The organism is Aeromonas sp. CD (assembly GCF_033349375.1).
In the GTDB taxonomy this organism is placed as follows: domain Bacteria; phylum Pseudomonadota; class Gammaproteobacteria; order Enterobacterales; family Aeromonadaceae; genus Aeromonas; species Aeromonas hydrophila.
The window spans coordinates 4161110-4183766 of the sequence record NZ_CP137631.1; the positions used below are offsets into that span (position 1 = coordinate 4161110).

Below are 22657 nucleotides of genomic sequence, written 5' to 3' on the forward strand. Positions count from 1 at the left end.
GGCGGCGCGATCCCCCGACCCGAAACTGGCAATGCCACCAGCAGGAGCGCTGTATGATTGCCCCCTCACTGCCGCTGGATGAAGAGAGTCGACTGGAACGACTCCGCATCCTCGGCCTGCTTGACCGCGAGCCCATCGATCAGCTGGATCGTCTGACCCGGCTCATTACCCGCCATTTCTCGCTGCCCATCGCCATGGTCTCGCTGACCGACGTGAACCGGCAGTGGTTTCTTGCCCGCACCGGCGTCGCCCTGTGCGAGATCAGCCGGGAGCACTCCTTTTGCGGCCACGCCATCCTGCGTCCCGACATCATGCAGGTGCCGGATGCCAGGCTCGACCCGCGTTTTGCCGACAACCCGCTGGTGACCGAGGAGCCGCACGTGGTCTTCTATGCCGGCCGGCCACTGCGGGCGCTGGATGGCGTGGTGCTCGGCACCCTCTGTCTGGTGGATCATGCACCGCGCCACCTCGACCAGGAGGCCTGTCGCGATCTCGATGACTTCGGCCGCCTGGTGGAGAACACCCTGCACGATCTGGAGCGGCGCCATCAGGTGCGCAGCCTCAATCAGGTGCTGGAGGACAAGGATCACCTGTTCACCCTCACCTTCAACCAGTCGTCGGTGGGCATGGCCCTCTCCTCCCTCGAAGGCAAGTGGCTGCGGGCCAACCCGGGGCTGGAGCGGCTGCTCGGCTACAGCGAGCAGGCGATGCTGAGCCGTACCTGGCACGCCATGACCCATCCCGAGGATCTGCCACGCGAGCTGCCCCTGTTCAACGCCCTGCTCGCGGGGCAACGGCAGGACTACCGGCTGGAGAAGCGGATGATCCGGGCCGACGGCAGCCAGTGCTGGGTCCAGCTCAGCGTGACCCTGTGCCATAGCCGCACCATGGCGCCGCACCTGATCGCCGTGTTCGCCGATCTCACCGAGCGCAAGCAGGCCGAAGCCGAGCTGCTGCAACTGCAGCAGGGGCTAGAACGGCAGGTCCGTGAGCGCACCCGCGAGCTGTCGAGCACGGTGGAGCAGCTGCATCGCGAGATGCAGGAGCGCGGCGCCATGCAGCAGCGCCTGTGGCAGGAGCAGCGCCGCCTGCAGCACATGCTGGAACATACCAGCAACGCCTTCCTCGAACTCGACGAGACGCTGGTCATCACCGGCTGGAATCCGGCCTCCACCACCCTGCTGGGCTGGCACCCCGAAGAGATGCTGGGACGTACCCTGCCCGCCCTGCTCGGCAGCGCTCACCCCCTGCTGGCCCAGCTGACCCATCCCCAGAGTGCTGCGCGCCGTCTGGAGTGCGAGATCGGCACCCACGACGGCCGGCGCATCCCGGTGGAGGTGATTGCCGAGCGCTACCAGTTCGACGGCAAGGTGCGCATCGCCCTGTTCTTGCACGACATCACGGCTCGCCGCCAGGTGCTGGCCGAGATTGAGCGCGGGCGGGCCAGGCTGCGGGCCATCACCGACGGCCTGCCGGTCACCATCAGCATGGTCTCGCCCGAGGGGCGCTACCTGTTCGCCAACCAGGCCTACTGCCGCTACTTCGGGCTCGATGCCGAGCTGATGCGGGAGATGAGCGTGCGGGAGGTGATCGGCGACGCGGCCTACGGCCGGGCCATCGCCCATCTGGAGCGGGCCCTCGCCGGCGAGCAGGTGAGCTTCGAGCACCGTTTCGAGCTGCCCATCGGCCCGCGCGATCTCAGGATCACCATGATCCCTAGCCGGGGCGATGAGCCGGGGGTCTACATCCTCGGCAGCGACATTACCGAGTTCAAGGCACTGCAGAACCAGCTGGAGCACGAGGCAGCCCACGACCCCCTAACCGGCCTGCCCAATCGGCGCGCCTTCACCCTGCGCCTCTCCCGGGAGCTGGAGCGGGTGCGCCAGAATGCCGAGACCCTGGGCCTGCTGTTTCTCGATCTCGACGGCTTCAAGCGGATCAACGATCAGCTTGGCCATCACGTCGGCGACGCTCTGCTGCAACGCTTCGCCAGCGTGCTGAGTGCCGAGGTGCGCCCCGGCGACATGGTGGCGCGCCTGGCTGGCGACGAGTTCACCATCATACTGCCGGCCCTGCGCCAACCGGAGCTGGAGCTGCCCGCCCTGTGCGAGCGGCTGCTGGCGGCCATGGCGGTGCCGACCGACGTGGCCGGCCACCTGTTGCCCCTCGCCGGCAGCATCGGCGGTGCGCTCTGCCACTCGGGCCAGTATTGCCACATCGACGATCTGCTGCACCGGGCCGACAGCGCCATGTACCAAGCCAAGCAGGCCGGCAAGGGGCGCTTCGCCCTCGACCTCTGATCTGCCATCCTTGAAATGCAAAACGGCGGCCCGAGGGCCGCCGTTGTCATTATTCATGCGCGAGGGGGATTAGTTGTCGCCCAGCAGGACGGAATCCAGCGCGATTTCGATCATGTCGTTGAAGGTCAGCTGACGCTCTTCGGAGGTGGTCTGCTCACCGGTACGGATATGGTCGGAGACGGTGCAGATGGTCAGTGCCTTGGCACCGTACTCTGCGGCCACACCGTAGATGCCGGCGGCTTCCATCTCGACACCCAGGATGCCGTACTTTTCCATGACGTCGAACATGGAGGGGTCCGGGGTGTAGAACAGGTCGGCGGAGAAGATGTTGCCCACGCGCACGGCGACGCCCTTGTTCTTGGCGGCCTGTACGGCATTGGCAACCAGATCGAAGTCGGCGATGGCGGCGAAGTCGTGATCCTTGAAGCGCAGACGGTTCACCTTGGAGTCGGTGCAGGCACCCATGCCGATCACCACGTCACGCAGTTTCACGTCTTCACGCACGGCACCGCAGGAACCGACGCGGATCAGGGTCTTCACGCCGTAATCGGTGATCAGCTCTTTTGCATAGATGGAGCAGGACGGGATGCCCATGCCGTGACCCATGATGGAGATGCGACGACCCTTGTAGGTGCCGGTGAAACCGAACATGTTGCGCACGTCGCACACCTGCTCGACGTTCTCCAGGAAAGTCTCGGCGATGTACTTGGCGCGCAGGGGGTCGCCCGGCATCAGCACGGTATCAGCAAAGGCGCCATCTTTCGCATTGATATGAGGAGTTGCCATTCTCTTGATTCCTTCACACTAGGTTGAGTTTTATTGTCTTTATTGGTTGCCCGCCGCCGAGGCGGCGGGCGGGTAAATTACAGGAAGCTGGTACCGTATGCCAGTTTGGGCAGGCCGTGGTACGCCGCGATGCTCTGGCCGATGTCGGCGAACGTCTCGCGACGACCGACGGAGCCGGCCTTGACCGGCTTGCCGTAGAACAGCACCGGGATGTACTCGCGGGTGTGATCGGTACCACCCCAGGTCGGATCGCAGCCGTGGTCGGCGGTCAGCACCACCACGTCGCCATCTTCCAGCAACTCGAACAGCTCCGGCAGGCGGGAGTCGAAATACTCCAGCGCATCGGCGTAGCCCTTCACGTCGCGACGGTGACCGTAGGAGGAGTCGAAGTCGACGAAGTTGGTGAAGACGATGGTCTGGTCACCGGCCGCTTTCACCTCTTCCAGAGTACGATCCCACAGCTCGGTCAGACCGGTCCCCTTCACCTGCTTGGTGATGCCCTGCTGGGCATAGATGTCGGCGATCTTGCCGATGGAGACCACCTGGCCGCCCGCTTCCTTCATGTAGTCCAGCACGGTCGGTGCCGGCGGCAGCACGGAGTAGTCGTGGCGGTTGCCGGTGCGCTTGAAGTTGCCCTTGCCGCTGCCCACGAACGGACGCGCGATGACGCGGCCGATGTTGTAGGGCTCCAGCAGCTCGCGCACGATGTGGCACAGCTCATAGAGCTTCTCGAGGCCGTAGGTCTCTTCGTGGCAGGCGATCTGGAACACGGAGTCGGCAGAGGTGTAAAGGATCGGCTTGCCGGTGCGCATGTGCTCTTCGCCCAGATCATCCAGCACCTGGGTACCGGAGGCGTGGCAGTTGCCGAGGTAGCCCGGCAGACCGGCCTTCTCGACGATGGCATCCAGCAGCTCCTGCGGGAAGCTGTTGTGGTGGTCATGGAAATAACCCCACTCGAACAGCACGGGCACGCCGGCGATCTCCCAGTGACCGGACGGGGTGTCCTTGCCGGAGGAGAGCTCCTGGGCAAAGCCGTAGGCGCCGACCACGTCGATGTCCTTGTTCAGGCCGGCCGGGAAGGTACCGCTGGCGAGTTCGCCTGCGTGACCCAGACCCAGCTTGCTGAGGTTCGGCAGATTGAGGGCGCCACGGCCTTCGATCTCACCGGCGGCGCAGGCCTTGGCGATATGGCCAAGGGTATTGGCGCCCACATCTCCGAACTTGTCGGCGTCGGCGGCAGCGCCAATACCGAAAGAGTCCATCATCAGAATAAAGGTACGTTTCATGGGACTTCCCCTTGTTACAAATCAGCCAGACCGATGCGACGGTAGACCTCGGGCAGCGCCTCTGGTCGGGTGTCACCGATCTTGACGGCGGCCTGCACCATGCTGGCAGCCTGAGCGAATTGCTCTTCAGTTTGAGCGTGGATCAGGGCGAGCGGCTTGTCTGCCTCGACGCTTTGACCCAGGCGGATAAAGTCGGTCAGACCGACCGCATAATCAAGTTTGTCACCGGCAGCGCGACGACCACCGCCCATGGCGACCACGGCCAGGCCCAGTTCACGGGTGTCCATGGCAGTCACGAAACCGCTGTTGGCAGCATAGACAGGGCGCACGATGGCGGCCTTCGGCAGGTGGTGATCGTAGCGCTCCATGAAGTCGCTCGGGCCACCGAGACCGGTCACCATGCGACCGAAGATCTCGGCCGCCTTGCCGTTGTCGAGCACGGCTTGCAGCTTGCGGCGGGCCTCGCCGTCATCGCTGGCCAGGCCGGCGGAGATCAGCATCTCGGCACACAGTGCCATGGTCACGGCGTGAATGCGCGGGTTGCGATATTCACCGGTCAGGTAGCGCACCGCTTCGCGCACTTCCACCGCGTTGCCAGCGCTGGAGGCCAGCACCTGGTTCATGTCGGTCAAGAGTGCTGAAGTACGGCAGCCGGCACCGTTGGCCACGGCAACGATGCTCTTGGCCAGCTCTTCGGAAGCTTCAAACGTCGGCATGAAGGCTCCGGAGCCAACCTTGACGTCCATCACCAGCGCTTCCAGCCCGGAGGCGAGCTTCTTGGAGAGGATGGAGCCGGTGATCATGGCGATGGATTCGACGGTGGCAGTGATGTCCCGTACCGCATAGATACGCTTGTCGGCCGGGGCGAGATCGCCGGTCTGGCCGATGATGGCGACACCCGCCTCTTTCACCACTTTCAGGAAACGATCGTTGTCGACCGAGGTCTGGTAGCCAGGAATGGCATCCAGCTTGTCGAGGGTACCGCCGGTGTGGCCCAGGCCACGGCCGGAGATCATCGGCACGAAACCACCGCAGGCGGCGACCATCGGGCCAAGCATCAGGGAGACGACGTCACCCACACCACCGGTGGAGTGCTTGTCGACGATCGGGCCACCCAGATTGAGGTGATCCCAGGTCAGTACCATGCCGGAGTCGCGCATGGCGCAGGTCAGGGCAACCCGCTCATCCATGGTCATGTCTTTGAAGTAGACCGCCATCGCCAGCGCCGCAATCTGGCCCTCGCCGATGGTGTTGTTGGTAATGCCCTGAACGAAGAATTGAATCTCTTGGGTACTGAGCACTTTACCGTTGCGCTTCTTGCGAATAATTTCTTGAGGCAAAAACATCTTTCATTCCCTCCGCCATTGCTGGCGTTACACAAGCCTGAATCCTTGCCCGCACACCGCATGGTGGGGGCGAAACAGGGCGGACCAGGTCCGCCCTCTCATCAACCTATTAGTAACCGCTGGTGTTGGCCGGCTTGTCGCCATGCCCCAGTGTGGCCAGCAGGCTGGCCAGCAGGCTGGATGCACCAAAGCGGAAGGTGCGGGCGGATACCCAGTCCTTGCCCAGGATCTCTTCGGCCATGGCCAGGTACTGACCCGCCACGGCGGCGTCTTTCACGCCACCGGCCGGCTTGAAGCCGACTTTCGGGTTCTTGGCCTTGATCACTTCCATCATGATGCGCGCCGCTTCCGGGGTCGCATTGACCGGTACCTTGCCGGTGGAGGTCTTGATGAAGTCGGCACCGGCGTCGATGGAGATTTCAGAAGCGCGGCGGATCAGCGCCTCTTCTTTCAGTTCACCGGTTTCGATGATCACTTTCAGCAGGGCTTGGCTACCACAGGCTTCCTTACAAGCTTTGACCAGATCGAAGCCGACCTGTTCATTGCCGGCCATGAAGGCGCGGTACGGGAACACCACGTCCACTTCATCAGCACCGTAGGCCACGGCGGCGCGGGTTTCGGCCACGGCGATCTCGATGTCGTCGTTGCCGTGCGGGAAGTTGGTCACGGTCGCAATGCGCACGTCGGCGGCGCCGATTTCACGCAGGGTCTTGCGAGCGATGGGGATGAAACGGGGATAGATGCAGACGGCGGCGGTCAGGCCGGCCGGTGACTTGGCCTTGCGGCACAGGTCGATCACCTTCTGATCGGTGTCGTCATCGTTCAGAGTGGTCAGGTCCATCAGGTTCAGGGCGCGCTGGGCGGCCAGTTTCAGATCAGTCATTCTGTTCTCCAAAGTCTCGATTTAGTCCGGATTCCAGGGCATGGGTCCGCCTGTCGCAACGCAACCGGCAAGACACGACTCCCAAAGAAACGGGAATGGAATTGCAGCGCAATTGCACGGGCAATAAGGCTGCAAATAAGGCAAGAGCCCTGTCACTTTCTTACAAAAGTGCGGACTTGGTTCCATGAAGACTTGAGAAAGGCAGACAAGGTCTGACCCGACTTCCCAATCAATTCCATTTGACCGCCAACACCCGATTTCATCGGGCATTAGTCAATGCCAGCACCCTGCTGGCAATGCCTATTTCAGCCGAGATACCCCTTGTTTGCAAGCCGGATTTGCCATTTTCAGAGGTACCTCACATCTGGCAAATCCGGTACTGAAAAGTGCGTTAAGAGAAGAAGCGAGTGAGTATCCAGGAGTATGCCAAGCCCCCCAGGTAGACTCCAACGATCCCCATTACCCCGGACAATACGGGCGGAGCCGGGATCGGCAATTTGAGGAAAGAAAACAACAAGCCAACGATAAAGCCGGCCGCCATCGCCAGTAGCACTTCATTCATATAACCTCCGATTTGACTCATTTTATTATTAGTTTAGAAAGGAAAACGGTTGTCACCGCCCCAAACGCGAACGCCACAGCTTCTCGCTGTGGCGTTCGTCTTTACCCTGACAGTCAGGCGATATTACATGCCGGACAGCGCCAGGAAGAAGCCTGCGATGGTCGCAGACATCAGGTTGGACAGAGAGCCAGCCAGTACGGCTTTCAGACCAAATTTGGCAATGGTGCCGCGACGGTTCGGTGCCATGGAGCCCAGACCACCCAGCAGGATGGCGACGGAGGACAGGTTGGCGAAACCGCACAGGGCGAAGGAGATGATGGCCTTGGTGTGGTCGGACATGGCCACGCCATTGATCAGCACTTCATCTTTCAGATACGGGGCGAAGTTCAGGTAGGCCACGAACTCGTTGACCACCAGTTTCTGACCGATGAAGGAACCGGCCACGATGGCTTCGCTCCACGGCACCCCGATCAGGAAGGCCAGCGGGGAGAAGATCCAGCCCAGCAGCAGTTCCAGGGAGAGCTGCGGATAACCGAACCAGCCACCTACACCGGAGAAGATGCCGTTGATCATGGCGATCAGACCGATGAAGGCCAGCAGCATGGCGCCAACGTTCAGGGCCAGTTGCAGACCGGCAGAAGCACCGGCGGCAGCGGCATCGATCACGTTGGCAGGCTTGTCTTCCAGCTCGCCATCGGCATTGTTCTCGTCGTAGCTCGGGGTCTCGGTTTCCGGTACCAGCAGCTTGGCGAACAGCAGACCACCCGGAGCGGCCATGAAGGAGGCGGCGATCAGGTATTCCATCTTGACGCCCATGGAGGCGTAGCCAGCCAGTACGGAACCGGCAACGGAGGCCAGACCACCACACATGACGGCAAACAGCTCGGAGTCAGTCATCTTGGAGATGAAGGGACGCACCACCAGCGGGGCTTCAGTCTGACCCACGAAGATGTTGGCAGTGGCAGAGAGGGATTCGGTACGGGAAGTGCCCAGTACTTTTTGCAGGCCACCACCCAGCAGTTTGATGACCCACTGCATGATGCCCAGATAATAAAGAACGGCGATCAGCGAGGAGAAGAAGATGATGACCGGCAATACGCGGAAGGCGAAGATAAAGCCGCCGCCACCGAATACTTCGAACATCTTGTTGCTGACCAGACCACCGAACAGGAATTCGATACCGTTTTGACCATAACCGATGACGCTGGAAACGGCATCGGATACACCCACCAGAATATCTCGGCCAACCGGGACGTACAGCACGAATGCACCCAGTCCAGCTTGAATTGCAAAGGCACCGACAACGGTGCGAATTTTTATTGCTTTGCGATTACTGGAGAACAGCACCGCGATAAGGACGAGCGTTGCCATCCCTACCAGACCCATTATCAAATTCATTATTAACACTTCCTCTTTAGTAGCACCTTTCAGCTTGTTAACAACTTGTATCTCAAAGCCATCAATCAAGGGTGCGCATTATACTAATTACGGTGCGACAAAGTAGAATGCTGGTCACATTTTATAAGCATGAAATGCGCTAGGGGTCGTCAAATTAGACCGCAAACGATTTTTACTCACCCCGTTTTTTATCATGCCGCTATCAATAGTTAATCAGCTGTTAATTTGTGACTTGCCCAGTTGGAAAGCCTGCAAAGTGGATTCACGTAACACCGAAGCAACATGGGCCAGCGGTTGTTGCCGCAAATCGGCCAGCAGTTGCGCAATTTTTGGCAGGTTGGCGGGGGTGTTGGGCGCCCCCTGCTGACCCTGCAGCGGCATGTCGGGAGCGTCGGTTTCCAGCAGCAAGGATTCCAGCGGCATGTCGCGCACCGCCTCCCGGGTCTTGTTGGCCCGCTCGAAGCTGATGACCCCGCCGATACCGAGCCGAAATCCCAGTTGCCAGAACGTCTCTGCCTGCTGCAGAGAACCGCTGAAGGCGTGGATGACGCCCCCGCTGGCCGGACGCAGGCGCCTGAGGATCTTGGCAACCGTGTCGTTGGCGCGCACCGAATGGACGATCAAGGGCAGCTCATGCTCCATGGCCAGCGCGATCTGGGCCTCGAACATCTCGAGTTGCCCCTCCTGCGGCACATGAGAGCGCAGATCCAGCCCGCACTCGCCCACCGCCACCAGCCCGCGTGGACGCTCGGCCAGCAGTCGCCGCAACCAGGTCAATACCGCCGGAGTCTGCCCCCCCACATACCAGGGGTGCACACCCAGGGCATAGGAAATACCGTCGTGCTCTGCCGCCAGCTCCATCACCCGGCCCCAGTTTTCCTCTCCCACGGCGGGGATGATATACTCGCTCACCCCCAGCTGGCGGCACTCGGCCAGCAGCGCCGCCCGATCGGGATCGAAGACCGGAAAATCGAGATGGCAATGGGTGTCGATCAGTTGCATGTCGCTCTCACCTGTTTGTCGTAATTAATGGGTCCATATCATGATGAAACGCACAAGCCACGGCTTTACCCTGATAGAACTGGTGCTGGTCATCATAGTGCTGGGGATCCTGGCCGTCACCGCCCTGCCCCGTTTCATCAATCTCAAGGATGACGCCCTCAAGAGTACGGTCGCCACCACCGCCACCAGCTTCGCCAGCGCGGTGCAGCTGGCCCATGCCGGCTGGGCGGTCAAGGCGCAGGATCAGGCGCTCTACAATCTCGGCAGCATGGGGCAACGCAATCTCGACATCAACCGCTATGGCTGGCCCGCCGGCACCGACGAAGATCAGGGCCGCAAGGGGATAGATGAGCCCTATGTCGCAGGTCAGGGTGACTACATCTCGGTGAGCAACCAGTCAGACTGTCGCCTGCTGTTTCAGGGGCTGCTGGACAGCAGCTATACCGTCGCCTCGGTCGATCAGGATCCCGAGATCCAGCTCAAAGCCGACTACCTGTCCAGCGAACTGCCTGCCAACCAGGTAGATGCGGATGGGGAGCCGCACAGCAACTGCCGCTATACCCTGCGCGACTCCATCGGTCGCTTCCCGGCCTATCCCGCTGGCCTCTCCTTCGACTACAACAGCGTCACTGGTGCCGTGACCCGCAATTTCCAGTGAGCGATTCCGACTCCTGCTGCTGCTCCGTCTGCGGCGCGTCATCCTGCTCGCGGCGCACCGGCACGCAGCAGCGCCGGTTCTCCGGTGTGAGTCCCCACTCCTCGCACCAGCCATCGTAGCGAGCCAGCCAGCGTAACAAGATGCCTTTCATGGTCTGTTCCTCGTCTCTGTCACACCCTTGCCGTTTCTATCTATCTGCTCCGAATCCGCTAATGTCACGACTCGATACCGGAATGACAGGTATAAAAAAACGACTCCATTTGGAGTCGTTTTTATCAGAGCCATCTGGCTAATTCAATTCACGCCTGGGTGGGCAGGCTCAGTCGAGCGGTCTCTACGTGCATGACCCGGCGATCAGGCCTTGGCCGACAGGCTCAGGCGGGCAACCGCTTCCACGTGCATGGAGTGCGGGAACATGTCGACCGGCTGCACCTCGTCCAGCACGAAGCCCTGCTTGACCAGCCAGGCGAGATCGCGGGCCAGGGTCTGCGGGTTGCAGGAGACATAGACCAGCCGGCGCGGCGCCATGGCGACCAGGGTCTGCAACACGGCCTTGTCACAACCCTTGCGCGGCGGATCCATCACCACCACGTCAGCGGTCACGCCCTGAGCGTGCAGCTCGGGCATCAGCTGTTCGGCCTTGCCGACGTGGAATTCGGTGTGCTCGATGCCGTTGAGGGCAGCGTTGCGACGGGCATCGCTGATGGCGCTCTCCACCGACTCGATCCCCACCACCTTGGCAGCCTTGCCGGCCAGGAACAGGGAGATGGTGCCGATACCGCAATAGATGTCGAACACCGTTTCGTTGCCGGTCAGTTCCGCATACTCGAGGGCGCTGGAGTAGAGCACATCGGTCTGGCTCGGGTTGTTCTGGAAGAAGGAGAGCGGCGAGATCTCGAACTCGAGCTCGTGGATCTTGTCGCGGATCACCCCTTCGCCCAGCAGCACCCGGTTGGTGGCACCCAGGATGCGGTTGGTGCGTTCCTCGTTGATGTTCTGCACCAGGGTGGTAACCGGCAGATCACTCAGGGCCGCCAGCAGCTCGGCTTCAAACGGCAGCTCCTCGCCCAGGGTCACCAGCACCACCATCAGCTCGCCGCTCTTGAAGCCCTTGCGGGTCATCAGGTTGCGCACACAGCCGGTGTGGTTCACTTCGTCATAGGCGGCGATGTTGTGCTCGCGCATCCAGCTGCGTACCCGGGCGTTCAGCTCGACGTGCAGGGAGTCCTGCACCGCGCAATCATCGGCGGTGATGAGGTCATGGGAGTGTTTGCGATAAAAGCCGATCTCGGCGCCGGCGTCGCAACCGCGCACCGCATATTGGGCCTTGTTGCGATAGGCAAACGGGCTGTCCATGCCGAGGATCGTCCTGACGATGGTATCACCCAGCCCGGCCTGTTCCAGCGCACTCTCCACCAGCGCCTGTTTGAGCTTGAGCTGGGCCGAATACGCCAGCGGGCGCACCTGGCAGCCACCACATTCGGTGTTGGGGCAGAAGTCGGCGACCCGATCGGCGGAGGGCTGGAGCAGCTCGGTCACCTTGCCGTGCAGATAGTTGGGCTTGACCTCGGTCAGCTCCACCAGCGCCTGCTCACCGGGCAGCAAACCTTCGACAAACAGGGGGCGGTCGAACAGGCGTCCTTTGCCATCTCCTTTGTCGGTCAGTTCCAGGATCTCGATCTGGTGTTGATGTCCCACTAACGGCATGAGCGGCTCCAAAAGTACATATAAAGAGGGGTGATGGAACCGGCCCGGCCAGCCCCATCAAGAAAAGGTGGCAGAGTTTAGCGGAGATCCGGCCAAATTGCAGGCATAAAACAGCAACAAGACCGAGGACATTGCCCCGCCTGGCGTTATCTGCCGAAAAAGCCGGAGTCCCCCGGCGCGATCCAGGGGTTGTCCTTAATAAGAGAGCATGGTGACCACGGACTGGCTATCACCCCAACGGCCCAACCACCAAACCGGCCCCCCAACCCTGACAGCCCGACATAAAAAAGCCGCCGGCATGACCGGCGGCAATATAGCTGACTAACAGATGGCGGATTACAGGCTATAGGCCTTCTCGCCGTGGGTGGTGACATCCAGCCCCTCCCGCTCCGCGTCTTCTTTCACTCGCAGGCCGATCAGCAGATCCACCAGCTTGTAAGCCACCACCGAGATGATGCCGGACCAAAGGATGGTCACGCCGACCCCGATGGCCTGAATTTTGACCTGCGCCAGGATGGAGTAGCCCTCCGCCACCTGGTTGGTGACATAGTCCCACACCCCGGTACCGCCCAGATCCGGGCTGGCGAAGACGCCGGTCAGCAGCGCCCCCAGGATGCCGCACACCCCGTGCACGCCGAACACGTCCAGACTGTCATCGGCGCCCAGCAGCCGCTTGAGACCGTGGACACCCCACAGCCCGGCAACACCGCTGATGAGGCCCATCACCAGACCGCCGCCCACTCCGACGAAGCCAGCCGCCGGAGTGATCACCACCAGCCCGGAGACGGCGCCGGAAGCAGCGCCCAGCAGGGAGGGGCGACCCTTCATCACCCACTCGGCCAGGGTCCAGGAGAGGGCCGCCGCCGCCGGAGCCACCCAGGTATTGATGAAGGCCAATGCCGCCGTGCCGTTGGCTTCCAGCGCGGAGCCGGCGTTGAAACCGAACCAGCCGAACCAGAGCAGGGAGGCCCCGATCATGGTCATGGTGAGGCTGTGCGGGGTCATGGGGTCACGGCCATAGCCCAGGCGTTTGCCCACCAGGTAGGCACCGACCAGACCGGCCACCGCCGCGTTGATGTGCACCACTGTGCCGCCCGCAAAATCCAGCGCACCGTGCTGGAACAGATAACCGGCGGTCGCGGTGGCCGCTGCCGCGGCATCGGCCGTGGTATAGGCATCCGGACCAGCCCAGTACCACACCATGTGGGCCAGCGGGATATAGGCGAAGGTGAACCAGATCACCGAGAACAGCAGCACGGCGGCAAACTTGATGCGCTCGGCGAAGGCCCCCACGATCAGACCGCAGGTGATGGCGGCGAAGGCGCCCTGGAACACCACATAGATGAACTCGCTGATCCCGACCCCCTTGCTGAAGGTGGCAGCGATGGAATCAGGGGTGACTCCCTTGAGCAGCGCCTTGCTGAAGGAGCCATAAACGCTGTTGCCCTCGGTAAAGGCCAGTGAATAGCCGTAGAGGATCCACAGCACGCAGATGAGCGAGAACAGGGTGAACACCTGCATCAGCACGCTCAGCATGTTCTTGCTGCGCACCAGGCCGCCATAAAACAGGGCCAGGCCCGGAATGGACATCAGGATCACCAGGGCTGCCGACAGCAGCATCCAGGTATTGTCCCCCTTGTTGATGGTCACTACTGCCGGGGCCGCAGCCTGCACGACCTCGGCCGAGGCGGCCACTACCTCTTCAGCCCAACTGGGGGCGGCCAGCAAGGCGGCAAGCGCCAACAGGCCAGTCATCACGAGTCTCTTGAGCATACAGCCATCTCCTTCCCTGTCGTCCCGGCTCCCGGCCGGGTCCATTTCCTGATATGAACATCGAAACCGACGATTCACGCACATCCACATTCGCTACACACTGGTGACCGCCCCGCCCATCATTCCTCGGATGAGCGGCATCATGGCGACATAAGTGCTTCAAAGCACAAAGCAGGCCAACTTAATAAATAGTTTTAAATCATTGAGTTATGCTTACCTCAGCGAAGTAATGCACCAGATTGGCGCACGAGACGCGCTAACTTGAGCAAGTGCGCACTTCCGCTGTGCACACACATACTGCCGCACCGAAATAGCGCAGAAGGACCCCATGCGGGACATAGACGAGCAGCCGGCTTGTCGATATCAGCCAGAAAACGGAAGAGCGATGAGAAAGGGGAAAAGCGGAAAAACAAAAGGCCATCATTGCTGATGGCCTTTTGTCTTGGAATTTGATGGTGCCCGGGGTCGGACTCGAACCGACACGGTTATTCACCGGCGGATTTTGAATCCGCTGCGTCTACCGATTTCGCCACCCGGGCAACTGCGAGGGATTATACGAATGGCGCTTGGGCATGCAAGGTGTTTTTCTTGCTCTCACAGTTGTTTGCTCATTTATTCAACGCCTTGCCGATGCTGGGTCAGTTACATAGAATGCCCGCATCATATTAATGGAATAAAAACGATGGCCAAGCGTAAATCCGTCCAACCGACACCGACCCCTCCCGCGACTGCGCGCTACCCTTCTGCCGGCCTGCTGCGCCGGCTCGGCGCCCTGCTCTATGACTATCTGGTGGTCATCTCATTGCTGATCATCGCCGGCTTTATCGGGATGGGGGTGGCACACTTGCTGCTGGCAACCGGCATGGCGACCGTGCCCGAAGGCAAGGACGCCGCCTGGCTGCTGACCAGCCCCATCTACAGCGCCTGGCTCGCCTTCATCATCTGCGGTTTCTACACCTGGTTCTGGACCCGCGCCGGCCAGACCATCGGCATGCGGGCCTGGCGTCTGCGCATCCAGAATGCCGACGGCAGCAACATACGCATCACCCAGGCCCTGATCCGGCTGGCCACGGCGGCCTTCGGCCTCGGCAACCTGCTCTGCCTGTTCAACCACAAGTCACCCCGCGCGTTTCAGGACATCTGGTCCGAATGCGAAGTGGTGGTGCTTGGCAAACAGGAGAACCTGGAACAGCTCAATCGCTGATCCTGTGGCAGCAACGAAAAAGGGCACCCCTAGGGTGCCCTTTTTGCTGGCCGATGCACTTACTGATTGCGACTCAGGATAAGGAGATGCCGCCGAACAGCAGTGCAGCAGGAGCGATGGCCGCCTTTTGTCAGCAGCGCCACCGCCCTCACCGCCCTTCAGGCAGCTACTGCTTGCGACTCAGGATATAGAAGGAGATACCGCCAAACAGCAGGCTCGGCGCGATGGCTGCCAGGATCGGCGGTACCGCATACACCAGGCTGATGGGGCCGAATACCCGATCGCTGACGTAGACGGCGAAGCCGGTCATGATCCCCATCAGCATCCGTGCCCCCATGCTGACCGAGCGCAGCGGGCCGAAGATGAAGGAGGAGGCCAGCAGGATCATGGCCACCACCGAGAGCGGTGACAGCAGCTTGCGCCACATCTCCAGCTTGTAGCGCCCGGCATCCTGCTTGTTGGCATCCAGATAGCCGATGTAATCCAGCAGTCCCTCCACCGGCAGGTTTTCAGGATCGATGCTCACCACCCCCAGCTGTTTGGGCGTGAGCTCTGAGCTCCACTCCATCTGGAGCTGAGCCTCGCTCATGATCTGCTTGGGGTCATCGAAGCGGGTCACTCGTACCTGCTTGAGCAGCCAGTGATGCTGCTCGAACACCCCCTCCTGCGCCTGCAGGATATCGATCAGCTTGCGCTCCGGGGTGAATCGGTAAAGGGTGATGCCGGTCAACGCGCCATCGTTGCGCACCCCGTTGATATTGACGAAGTTGTTGCCATCGCGGGCCCACACCCCGTAAGCCGACACGGTCAGCCGCCCCTCAGAGAGGGCGCCTGCCTTGATGTCATCCGCCATCCGCTTGGCGATGGGGGCCACGTACTCCCCCATCAACCCCACCAGGATCATCAGCGGGATGGCGGTCTTGAGCGCCGCCATCACGATGCTGATCTTGGAGCGGCCCGCCGCCTGCATCACCACCAGCTCGGAGCTGGTCGCCAGCTGGCCCAGACCGATGAGGCCGCCCAGCAGGGCCGCCAGCGGGAAGAAGAGCACCGCCTCTTTCGGCATGGAGAGCAGTACATAGTAGAGGGCGCTGAGCATGTCGTAGTTGCCTTCTCCTACCGACTTCAGCTGCTCCACGTACTTGATGAGCGCCGCCAACCCGACCAGGGTCAGTTCGCACAGCAGGACCGACATGAAAATAACCCGGCCGATATATCTATCGAGAATGCCAAACATCAGCAGAGACCCCCCTGTTGCAGCATCATGCTGATTTTTTCCTCAAATACAGACGCATGGAGCGGGGGCGACATCAAAATGACCCGGTCGCCATGTCTATCGAGAATGCCAAACATCAGTAGAGACTCCCAGATGGCAACATCATGCCGATTTTCTCTTGAAATAGAGGGTCTTGACCCCGTTCCACCAGCTGGTGCCCTGCAGGTTGAGCGGCAACCCGATCAGCAGCAGATAGACCAGCGGCACCAGGAACATGCCGGGCCAGTGCGGCAGCCGGCCGCTGTCGATGGCAGAGCGGGCGGCACTGAGCAGCAGGAAGTAGGAGAGGTAGAGCAGGATGGCCGGCAACAGCTTGGCATAGCGGCCCTGACGGGGGTTGACCCGCGCCAGCGGCACCACCAGGAAGGTCAGCACCAGAATGGAGAGCGGCAGTGACAGGCGCCACTGCAATTCGGCCATCAGCTGGTTGTCCTGCGTACCCAGCAGCTCCATGGTCGGCTTGGCCGCCGCCTTGCGGTTGGATCGCTCCATCTCCTGCTGGCGGATCACCAGGCTGTACTCGTCGAATTCGGAGATCTGGAACTGGCGGGTATTGAAGTGCCCCTCGTAGCGGGAGCCATCCTTCAGGGTCAGCCACTGCAGACCGTTGCTGTCGACCGTGACCACCCCTTCGGTCGCCACCACCACCGACGGCGGCTTGCCATCCTGGGAGCGCTGCAACACGAAGATTTTCTGCAGTCTGGAGCCCTTGTCGTTGAGGTCCTGGATGTAAGCCACCAGGCGCCCCTTGTCGAGCTCCATGAAGCGGCCGGCCTGCAGGAAGGAGATCCCCGGATCGGCCTTGAACTCGTCGATCACCTGGTACTCGCGCTCCTTGGCCTGCGGGGCTACCCAGCCGGTGTTGAAGGCGGCGACGGCCGCCGTCAGCAAGGCCAGCACCATGGCGCTGCGCATCACGAAACGGTGGCTGAAGCCCACCGCATGCATCACCGTCATCTCGCTTTCGGCGTAGAGGCGCCCGTGAGCGAACAAGATGGCCAAAAACAGGCTGATGGGCAGCATCAACAGGGCCATGTTGGGCAGGTTGAGCAGCAGCAGGGTGGAGACCAGGCGCGTCGGCACCTCACCATCGGCGGCATCGCCGATGATCTGGATGAATTGCTGGCTGACGAAGATGAGCAGCAGCACGAATAATACCGCCAGCTGGGTTTTCAGGGTTTCCCTGAACAAATATCGGAAAACGATCACAGTCATTCCCAAGTAAACTTGTGTTTTTAGTCGAATGCCTGAAAAATAGGGCCGTATATTGGATTTTTACCAGTTTGAACTGCGGAGCCAGTGCCTGTTCGCTCCGCCTCTGATACCCCAACAAGCACCGCATTATTCAATAAAAGGTGCCTTTTGTCTTTAGGATGTAGGAGATTCCATGGAGTTCAGTGTAAAGAGTGGCAGTCCTGAGAAGCAACGCAGTGCCTGCGTCGTGGTCGGCGTATTCGAGCCGCGTCGCCTCTCTCCGGTTGCCGAACAACTGGACAAGATCAGCGATGGCTACATCAGTTCGCTGCTGCGCCGTGGCGACCTGGAAGGGAAACCAGGCCAGATGCTGTTGCTGCATCAAGTACCGGGCGTGCTCAGTGAGCGCGTGCTGCTGGTCGGTTGTGGCAAGGAGCGGGAACTCGACGAACGCCAGTACAAGCAGATCATCAACAAGACCATCACCACCCTCAACGAAACCGGCTCCATGGAAGCGGTCTGCTTCCTGACCGAGCTGCACGTCAAGGGACGGGATACCTATTGGAAGGTGCGCCAGGCGGTGGAAACCACCAAGGCGGGCCTCTACAGTTTCGACCAGTTCAAGACCAACAAGGCCGAGCCGCGCCGTCCGCTGCGCAAGCTGGTATTCAACGTGCCGACGCGTCGGGAACTGACCATTGGTGAAAAAGCCATCGCCCACGGCCTGGCCGTGGCGAAAGGGGTGCGCGTCTGTCGCGACGTGGCCAACATGCCGCCCAATGTCTGCAATCCGGCCTATCTCGCCTCCCAAGCCCGTCGTCTGGCCGATGCCTTCGACAACATCACCACCAAGGTGATCGGAGAGCAGGAGATGGCCGAGCTCGGCATGAACTCCTATCTGGCGGTGGCCCGCGGCTCCGACAACGAAGCCATGATGGCCATCATCGAGTACAAGGGTCATCCGGATGCCAAGCCCATCGTGCTGGTCGGCAAGGGACTGACCTTCGACTCTGGCGGCATCTCCATCAAGCCGGCCGAGGGCATGGACGAGATGAAGTACGACATGGGTGGCGCCGCCTCCGTGCTCGGTACCATGCACGCCCTGGCCCAGCTGCAGCTGCCCATCAACGTCATCGGCGTGCTGGCGGGCTGCGAGAACATGCCGGGTGGCAACGCCTATCGCCCGGGCGACATCCTCACCTCCATGTCCGGCCAGACCATCGAAGTGCTCAACACCGATGCGGAAGGCCGCCTGGTGCTGTGCGATGCGCTGACCTACGTGGATCGTTTTGATCCGGAAACCGTGATCGACGTGGCCACCCTGACCGGTGCCTGCATCATCGCCCTGGGTCACCACACCACGGGCCTCTTGGCCAACCACAACCCGCTGGCCCACGAGCTGCTCAATGCTTCCGAGCAGGCCGGTGACCGCGCCTGGCGTCTGCCGCTGTTCGACGAGTATCAGGAACAGCTGGAGAGTCCGTTTGCCGACATGGCCAACATCGGTGGCCGCCCGGCCGGTACCATCACCGCCGCAGCCTTCCTGTCACGCTTCACCAAGAAGTACAACTGGGCCCACCTGGATATCGCCGGGACCGCCTGGAAGAGTGGCAAGGAGAAAGGCTCCACCGGGCGTCCGGTGCCCCTGCTGACCCAGTTCCTGCTGAACCGGTCAGGGGTGGTCATCGAAGAGAAGGAGTAACCCTTTTATCCCGTTCGATGCGTGCATCAAACGGGATGGCGTTACCCTGAATCACAAGGAAGAGGCCCGCCTCTTCCTTGTTTCATTGAGGGTGGGCAGGAATATCCCCTGCCCGTCCTTACCGGCGGTCAATAGTCCGTCACCGCAAACGGGATCAACCTGATGAGCCAAGTGACCTTTTACCTGATGAGCGAGCAAGATGACGCGCAGGCTTCGGCCGTCGAACGCCTCGCCTGCCAACTCGTAGCCGATAGCTGGGGGGCGGGCCATATCTACCTGCTGTGCGACGACGAAGCGCAGGCCCTGCGCCTCGACGAGCTGCTGTGGCAGCTGCCGCCGGAGCGCTTCGTGCCGCACCAGCTGCAGGGCGAGAGCGGTCAGGCACCGGTGGAGATCGGCCATCAGCCGCCACGGCGACGCTATGCCCGCCTCATCAATCTGGCCAAACAGACACCTTTGTTTGCAGGACACTTCGCTCAAGTGGTAGATTTTGTCCCCACTGACGAAACGCAAAAGCAGCAAGCCCGCGAGCGCTACAAGCACTATCGCCAGGCAGGCCACGCCCTCGAGATGAGGGATCAGCCCGTCCTTGCCGCACCGGATCCGGCGCAGCCCTGACTGTGCCACCCTCGATCCACGACGAATCAACACCAGAATCCATCCATCCATCCAGAATACGGCGAGACCATGGAAAAGACTTTTAATCACAACGCCATCGAACAGGCGCTCTATCAGCACTGGGAAGCCCAGGGTTACTTCAAGCCCCACGGCGACACCAGCAAAGATTCCTTCTGCATCATGATCCCGCCGCCGAACGTCACCGGCAGCCTGCACATGGGTCACGCCTTCCAGCAAACCCTGATGGATACCCTGATCCGCTACAACCGCATGCAGGGCAAGAACACCCTGTGGCAGGCGGGTACCGACCACGCCGGTATCGCCACCCAGATGGTGGTTGAGCGCAAGATCGCCGCAGAAGAGGGCAAGACCCGCCACGATTACGGCCGGGAAGCCTTCATCGACAAGATCTGGCAGTGGAAGGAAGAATCCGGCGGTACCATCACCCGCCAGATGCGCCGTCTGGGTGACTCCGTGGATTGGGAGCGCGAGCGCTTCACCATGGATGAAGGCCTCTCCGCCGCCGTGCAGGAAGTGTTCGTCCGTCTCTACGAAGATGGCCTGATGTACCGTGGCAAGCGTCTGGTGAACTGGGATCCCAAGCTCAACACCGCCATCTCCGATCTGGAAGTGGAAAACCGCGAGATCAAGGGCCACATGTGGCACCTGCGCTACCCGCTGGCCAACGGCGCCAAGACTGCCGAAGGCCAGGATCACCTGATCGTCGCCACCACCCGTCCGGAAACCATGCTGGGTGATACCGCCGTCGCGGTAAACCCGGAAGACCCGCGCTACAAGGCGCTGATCGGTCAGCACATCCTGCTGCCGCTGGTGAACCGCCTGATCCCCATCGTCGCCGACGAACACGCCGACATGGAGAAGGGCACCGGCTGCGTGAAGATCACCCCGGCCCACGATTTCAACGACAACGAAGTGGGCAAGCGCCACAACCTGCCGATGATCAACATCTTCACCCTGGACGCCCACGTGCGTGCCGAGGCCGAAGTGGTCGACAGCAACGGCAACCCCAGCACCGCCTATGACGCCGCCCTGCCGATCGAGTTTGCCGGGATGGAGCGTTTCGCGGCCCGTAAGGCCATCGTCGCCAAGCTGGACGAGCTGGGCCTCTTGGCCGAGATCAAGGATCACGTGCTGCAGCAGCCTTACGGCGATCGCGGTGGCGTGCCCATCGAGCCGATGCTGACCGACCAGTGGTACGTGCGCGTGGCGCCGATGGCCAAGACCGCCATCGAGGCGGTGGAAGATGGCCGCATCCAGTTCGTGCCGAAACAGTACGAAAACATGTACTTCTCCTGGATGCGCGACATTCAGGACTGGTGCGTCTCCCGTCAGCTGTGGTGGGGTCACCGCATCCCGGCCTGGTATGACGATGCCGGCAACGTCTACGTAGGCCGCAACGAAGACGAAGTGCGTGCCAAGCACAGCATCCCGTCCGTGACCGTGCTGCGTCAGGACGAAGACGTGCTCGACACCTGGTTCAGCTCCGCCCTGTGGACCTTCTCCACCCTGGGCTGGCCGAACAACACCGAGGCGCTCAAGACCTTCCACCCGACCGACGTATTGATGAGCGGTTTCGACATCATCTTCTTCTGGATTGCCCGGATGATCATGATGACCATGCACTTCATCAAGGACGAAAACGGCCAGCCGCAAGTCCCGTTCAAGACCGTCTACATCACCGGCCTCATCCGTGACGAAGAAGGCCAGAAGATGTCCAAGTCCAAGGGCAACGTGCTGGACCCGCTCGACATGATCGACGGCATCTCGCTGGAAGATCTGCTGGATAAGCGTACCGGCAACATGATGCAGCCGCAGATGGCCGAGAAGATCGGCAAGCGTACCGCCAAGCAGTTCCCGGAAGGGATCGAAGCCCACGGTACCGACGCCCTGCGCTTCACCCTGGCGGCGCTGGCCTCTACCGGGCGTGACATCAACTGGGACATGAAGCGCCTGGATGGCTACAACAACTTCTGCAACAAGCTGTGGAACGCCTCCCGCTACGTGCTGATGAACACCGAAGATCAGGATTGTGGCTTCAACGGTGGCGAGATGCAGTTCAGCCTGGCGGATCGCTGGATCCAGTCCCAGCTGCAAGTGGCCATCCGTGACTTCCGTACCGCCCTCGATACCTACCGCTTCGACATCGCGGCGGGCGTGCTGTACGAATTTATCTGGAACCAGTTCTGTGACTGGTATCTGGAGCTGACCAAGCCGGTACTGACCAAGGGTTCCGAGGCCGAGCAGCGCGCTGCCCGCCACACCCTCGTCAGCGTCCTCGAAACCCTGCTGCGCCTGGCCCACCCGATCATCCCGTTCATCACCGAGACCATCTGGAAATCGGTCGCCCCGCTGGCCGGCGTGCACGCCGACACCATCATGATTCAGGCCTTCCCGGAGTTCGACGCCGCCAAGGTAGACGAAGCCGCGATGGCGGATCAGGAGTGGGTGAAGGAGTTCATCGTCAGCATCCGCAACATCCGCGCCGAGATGAACGTGGCGCCGAGCGTGCCCCTCAACGTGCTGCTCCAGTGCGATGCCAAAGATGCCCAGCGCGCCGCCGACAACGAGGCCTTCCTCAAGTCGCTGGCCCGTCTGGAGTCCATCCGCGTGCTGGCGGACGGTGAAACCGCCCCGTTGTCAGTGAAGAAGCTGATCGGCGCCACCGAGCTGATGATCCCGATGGCCGGTCTCATCGACAAGGATGCCGAGCTGGCCCGTCTGGCCAAAGAGGTTGCCCGTCTGGTGGGTGAGTGCGGCCGCATCGAAGGCAAGCTCGGCAACGAAGCCTTCGTCGCCAAGGCGCCGGAAGCGGTCATCATCAAGGAGCGCGAGAAGCTGGAAGATTACCGTCTCCAGCTGACCAAGCTGGAAGCCCAGCAGGCCGAGATCGCCGCGCTGTAAGCCGGATTTGACTTGGTAGAAGCCCCCTCCTGCAGGGGGC

At 61.3% G+C, this 22657-nt stretch carries 18 protein-coding genes and 1 tRNA gene; 6 read left to right on the plus strand and 13 right to left on the minus strand.

From position 1 onward, the window contains the following. The first annotated feature begins 53 nt into the window (after positions 1–53). Positions 54–2300, plus strand: a complete 2247-nt coding sequence (locus R2E40_RS19300) for a PAS domain S-box protein (RefSeq protein WP_318164160.1) — start codon at positions 54–56, stop codon at positions 2298–2300. 69 nt (positions 2301–2369) lie between these two features. On the opposite strand, the gene deoD is transcribed toward R2E40_RS19300, so the two are convergent. The 7 genes from deoD to R2E40_RS19335 form a co-directional block, all read right to left on the minus strand. After that, entirely contained in the window at positions 2370–3086 is a 717-nt protein-coding gene (deoD, locus tag R2E40_RS19305) for a purine-nucleoside phosphorylase (RefSeq protein ID WP_011707410.1), read from the minus strand. 77 nt (positions 3087–3163) lie between these two features. Next, entirely contained in the window at positions 3164–4372 is a 1209-nt protein-coding gene (locus R2E40_RS19310; RefSeq protein ID WP_011707411.1) for a phosphopentomutase, read from the minus strand. A gap of 14 nt (positions 4373–4386) precedes the next feature. Continuing rightward, complete coding sequence (gene deoA, locus R2E40_RS19315; RefSeq protein ID WP_318164161.1) at positions 4387–5718, minus strand: thymidine phosphorylase; 1332 nt, start codon at positions 5716–5718, stop codon at positions 4387–4389. Positions 5719–5827: 109 nt separating this feature from the next. Continuing rightward, positions 5828–6601 carry a deoxyribose-phosphate aldolase gene (gene deoC, locus R2E40_RS19320; RefSeq protein ID WP_011707413.1) on the minus strand — a complete coding sequence of 258 codons (774 nt, stop codon included), beginning with the start codon at positions 6599–6601 and terminating at the stop codon, positions 5828–5830. Between the two features lie 391 nt (positions 6602–6992). Continuing rightward, positions 6993–7163, minus strand: a complete 171-nt coding sequence (locus tag R2E40_RS19325; protein WP_005305103.1) for a XapX domain-containing protein — start codon at positions 7161–7163, stop codon at positions 6993–6995. 123 nt (positions 7164–7286) lie between these two features. Then, positions 7287–8561 (minus strand): NupC/NupG family nucleoside CNT transporter, encoded by a 1275-nt coding sequence (locus R2E40_RS19330; RefSeq protein WP_011707414.1) that lies wholly within the window; start codon positions 8559–8561, stop codon positions 7287–7289. 213 nt (positions 8562–8774) lie between these two features. Further along, positions 8775–9563, minus strand: coding sequence for a TatD family hydrolase (locus R2E40_RS19335; protein ID WP_318164162.1), 789 nt, complete (start codon positions 9561–9563; stop codon positions 8775–8777). Positions 9564–9603: 40 nt separating this feature from the next. On the opposite strand from R2E40_RS19335, the gene tppF reads away from it, so the two are divergent. Continuing rightward, positions 9604–10221, plus strand: a complete 618-nt coding sequence (gene tppF / locus R2E40_RS19340; protein WP_318164163.1) for a type IVa pilus pseudopilin TppF — start codon at positions 9604–9606, stop codon at positions 10219–10221. Here the strand turns inward: tppF and R2E40_RS19345 are convergent. The 4 genes from R2E40_RS19345 to R2E40_RS19360 form a co-directional block, all read right to left on the minus strand. Further along, on the minus strand, positions 10190–10372 hold the full coding sequence (locus R2E40_RS19345) for a DUF5363 family protein (RefSeq protein ID WP_318164164.1): 183 nt from the start codon (positions 10370–10372) through the stop codon (positions 10190–10192). The genes tppF and R2E40_RS19345 overlap by 32 nt on opposite strands. Before the next feature lie 203 nt (positions 10373–10575). After that, positions 10576–11928 carry a 23S rRNA (uracil(1939)-C(5))-methyltransferase RlmD gene (gene rlmD / locus R2E40_RS19350; RefSeq protein ID WP_318164165.1) on the minus strand — a complete coding sequence of 451 codons (1353 nt, stop codon included), beginning with the start codon at positions 11926–11928 and terminating at the stop codon, positions 10576–10578. Positions 11929–12264: 336 nt separating this feature from the next. Further along, positions 12265–13701, minus strand: coding sequence for an ammonium transporter (gene amt, locus R2E40_RS19355; RefSeq protein ID WP_016351995.1), 1437 nt, complete (start codon positions 13699–13701; stop codon positions 12265–12267). 453 nt (positions 13702–14154) lie between these two features. Next, positions 14155–14240: transfer RNA gene (locus R2E40_RS19360), tRNA-Leu, on the minus strand. Positions 14241–14383: 143 nt separating this feature from the next. On the opposite strand from R2E40_RS19360, the gene R2E40_RS19365 reads away from it, so the two are divergent. Next, a complete protein-coding gene (locus R2E40_RS19365; RefSeq protein ID WP_016352039.1) occupies positions 14384–14905 on the plus strand; it encodes an RDD family protein in 522 nt (173 codons plus the stop codon). A 166-nt stretch (positions 14906–15071) separates the two neighbouring features. Here R2E40_RS19365 and lptG read toward each other — a convergent pair whose 3' ends face one another. After that, the gene (lptG, locus tag R2E40_RS19370; protein ID WP_318164166.1) at positions 15072–16142 is read right to left on the minus strand and encodes an LPS export ABC transporter permease LptG; all 1071 of its coding nucleotides are present in this window, start codon (positions 16140–16142) and stop codon (positions 15072–15074) included. Positions 16143–16283: 141 nt separating this feature from the next. Continuing rightward, a complete protein-coding gene (gene lptF / locus R2E40_RS19375; RefSeq protein ID WP_318164167.1) occupies positions 16284–17396 on the minus strand; it encodes an LPS export ABC transporter permease LptF in 1113 nt (370 codons plus the stop codon). A 172-nt stretch (positions 17397–17568) separates the two neighbouring features. Between lptF and pepA the strand changes: the two genes are divergently transcribed. From pepA to R2E40_RS19390, 3 genes are all read left to right on the plus strand, one after another. After that, complete coding sequence (gene pepA, locus R2E40_RS19380; RefSeq protein ID WP_011707422.1) at positions 17569–19077, plus strand: leucyl aminopeptidase; 1509 nt, start codon at positions 17569–17571, stop codon at positions 19075–19077. 162 nt (positions 19078–19239) lie between these two features. Beyond that, positions 19240–19695, plus strand: coding sequence for a DNA polymerase III subunit chi (locus R2E40_RS19385; RefSeq protein ID WP_029304802.1), 456 nt, complete (start codon positions 19240–19242; stop codon positions 19693–19695). Positions 19696–19764: 69 nt separating this feature from the next. Next, positions 19765–22617, plus strand: coding sequence for a valine--tRNA ligase (locus R2E40_RS19390; protein ID WP_318164168.1), 2853 nt, complete (start codon positions 19765–19767; stop codon positions 22615–22617). The last annotated feature ends 40 nt before the right edge of the window (positions 22618–22657 follow it).

Bases quoted from the DNA above. Each gene is read 5' to 3' on its own strand.
- R2E40_RS19390 (WP_318164168.1), top strand. From the start codon at position 19,765: ATGGAAAAGACTTTTAATCACAACGCCATCGAACAGGCGCTCTATCAG.
- R2E40_RS19310 (WP_011707411.1), bottom strand. From the start codon at position 4,372: ATGAAACGTACCTTTATTCTGATGATGGACTCTTTCGGTATTGGCGCT.
- deoD (WP_011707410.1), bottom strand. From the start codon at position 3,086: ATGGCAACTCCTCATATCAATGCGAAAGATGGCGCCTTTGCTGATACC.
- amt (WP_016351995.1), bottom strand. From the start codon at position 13,701: ATGCTCAAGAGACTCGTGATGACTGGCCTGTTGGCGCTTGCCGCCTTG.
- tppF (WP_318164163.1), top strand. From the start codon at position 9,604: ATGATGAAACGCACAAGCCACGGCTTTACCCTGATAGAACTGGTGCTG.
- R2E40_RS19365 (WP_016352039.1), top strand. From the start codon at position 14,384: ATGGCCAAGCGTAAATCCGTCCAACCGACACCGACCCCTCCCGCGACT.
- lptG (WP_318164166.1), bottom strand. From the start codon at position 16,142: ATGTTTGGCATTCTCGATAGATATATCGGCCGGGTTATTTTCATGTCG.
- R2E40_RS19330 (WP_011707414.1), bottom strand. From the start codon at position 8,561: ATGAATTTGATAATGGGTCTGGTAGGGATGGCAACGCTCGTCCTTATC.
- R2E40_RS19385 (WP_029304802.1), top strand. From the start codon at position 19,240: ATGAGCCAAGTGACCTTTTACCTGATGAGCGAGCAAGATGACGCGCAG.
- R2E40_RS19335 (WP_318164162.1), bottom strand. From the start codon at position 9,563: ATGCAACTGATCGACACCCATTGCCATCTCGATTTTCCGGTCTTCGAT.
- pepA (WP_011707422.1), top strand. From the start codon at position 17,569: ATGGAGTTCAGTGTAAAGAGTGGCAGTCCTGAGAAGCAACGCAGTGCC.
- R2E40_RS19345 (WP_318164164.1), bottom strand. From the start codon at position 10,372: ATGAAAGGCATCTTGTTACGCTGGCTGGCTCGCTACGATGGCTGGTGC.
- R2E40_RS19325 (WP_005305103.1), bottom strand. From the start codon at position 7,163: ATGAATGAAGTGCTACTGGCGATGGCGGCCGGCTTTATCGTTGGCTTG.
- deoC (WP_011707413.1), bottom strand. From the start codon at position 6,601: ATGACTGATCTGAAACTGGCCGCCCAGCGCGCCCTGAACCTGATGGAC.
- lptF (WP_318164167.1), bottom strand. From the start codon at position 17,396: ATGACTGTGATCGTTTTCCGATATTTGTTCAGGGAAACCCTGAAAACC.
- rlmD (WP_318164165.1), bottom strand. From the start codon at position 11,928: ATGCCGTTAGTGGGACATCAACACCAGATCGAGATCCTGGAACTGACC.
- deoA (WP_318164161.1), bottom strand. From the start codon at position 5,718: ATGTTTTTGCCTCAAGAAATTATTCGCAAGAAGCGCAACGGTAAAGTG.
- R2E40_RS19300 (WP_318164160.1), top strand. From the start codon at position 54: ATGATTGCCCCCTCACTGCCGCTGGATGAAGAGAGTCGACTGGAACGA.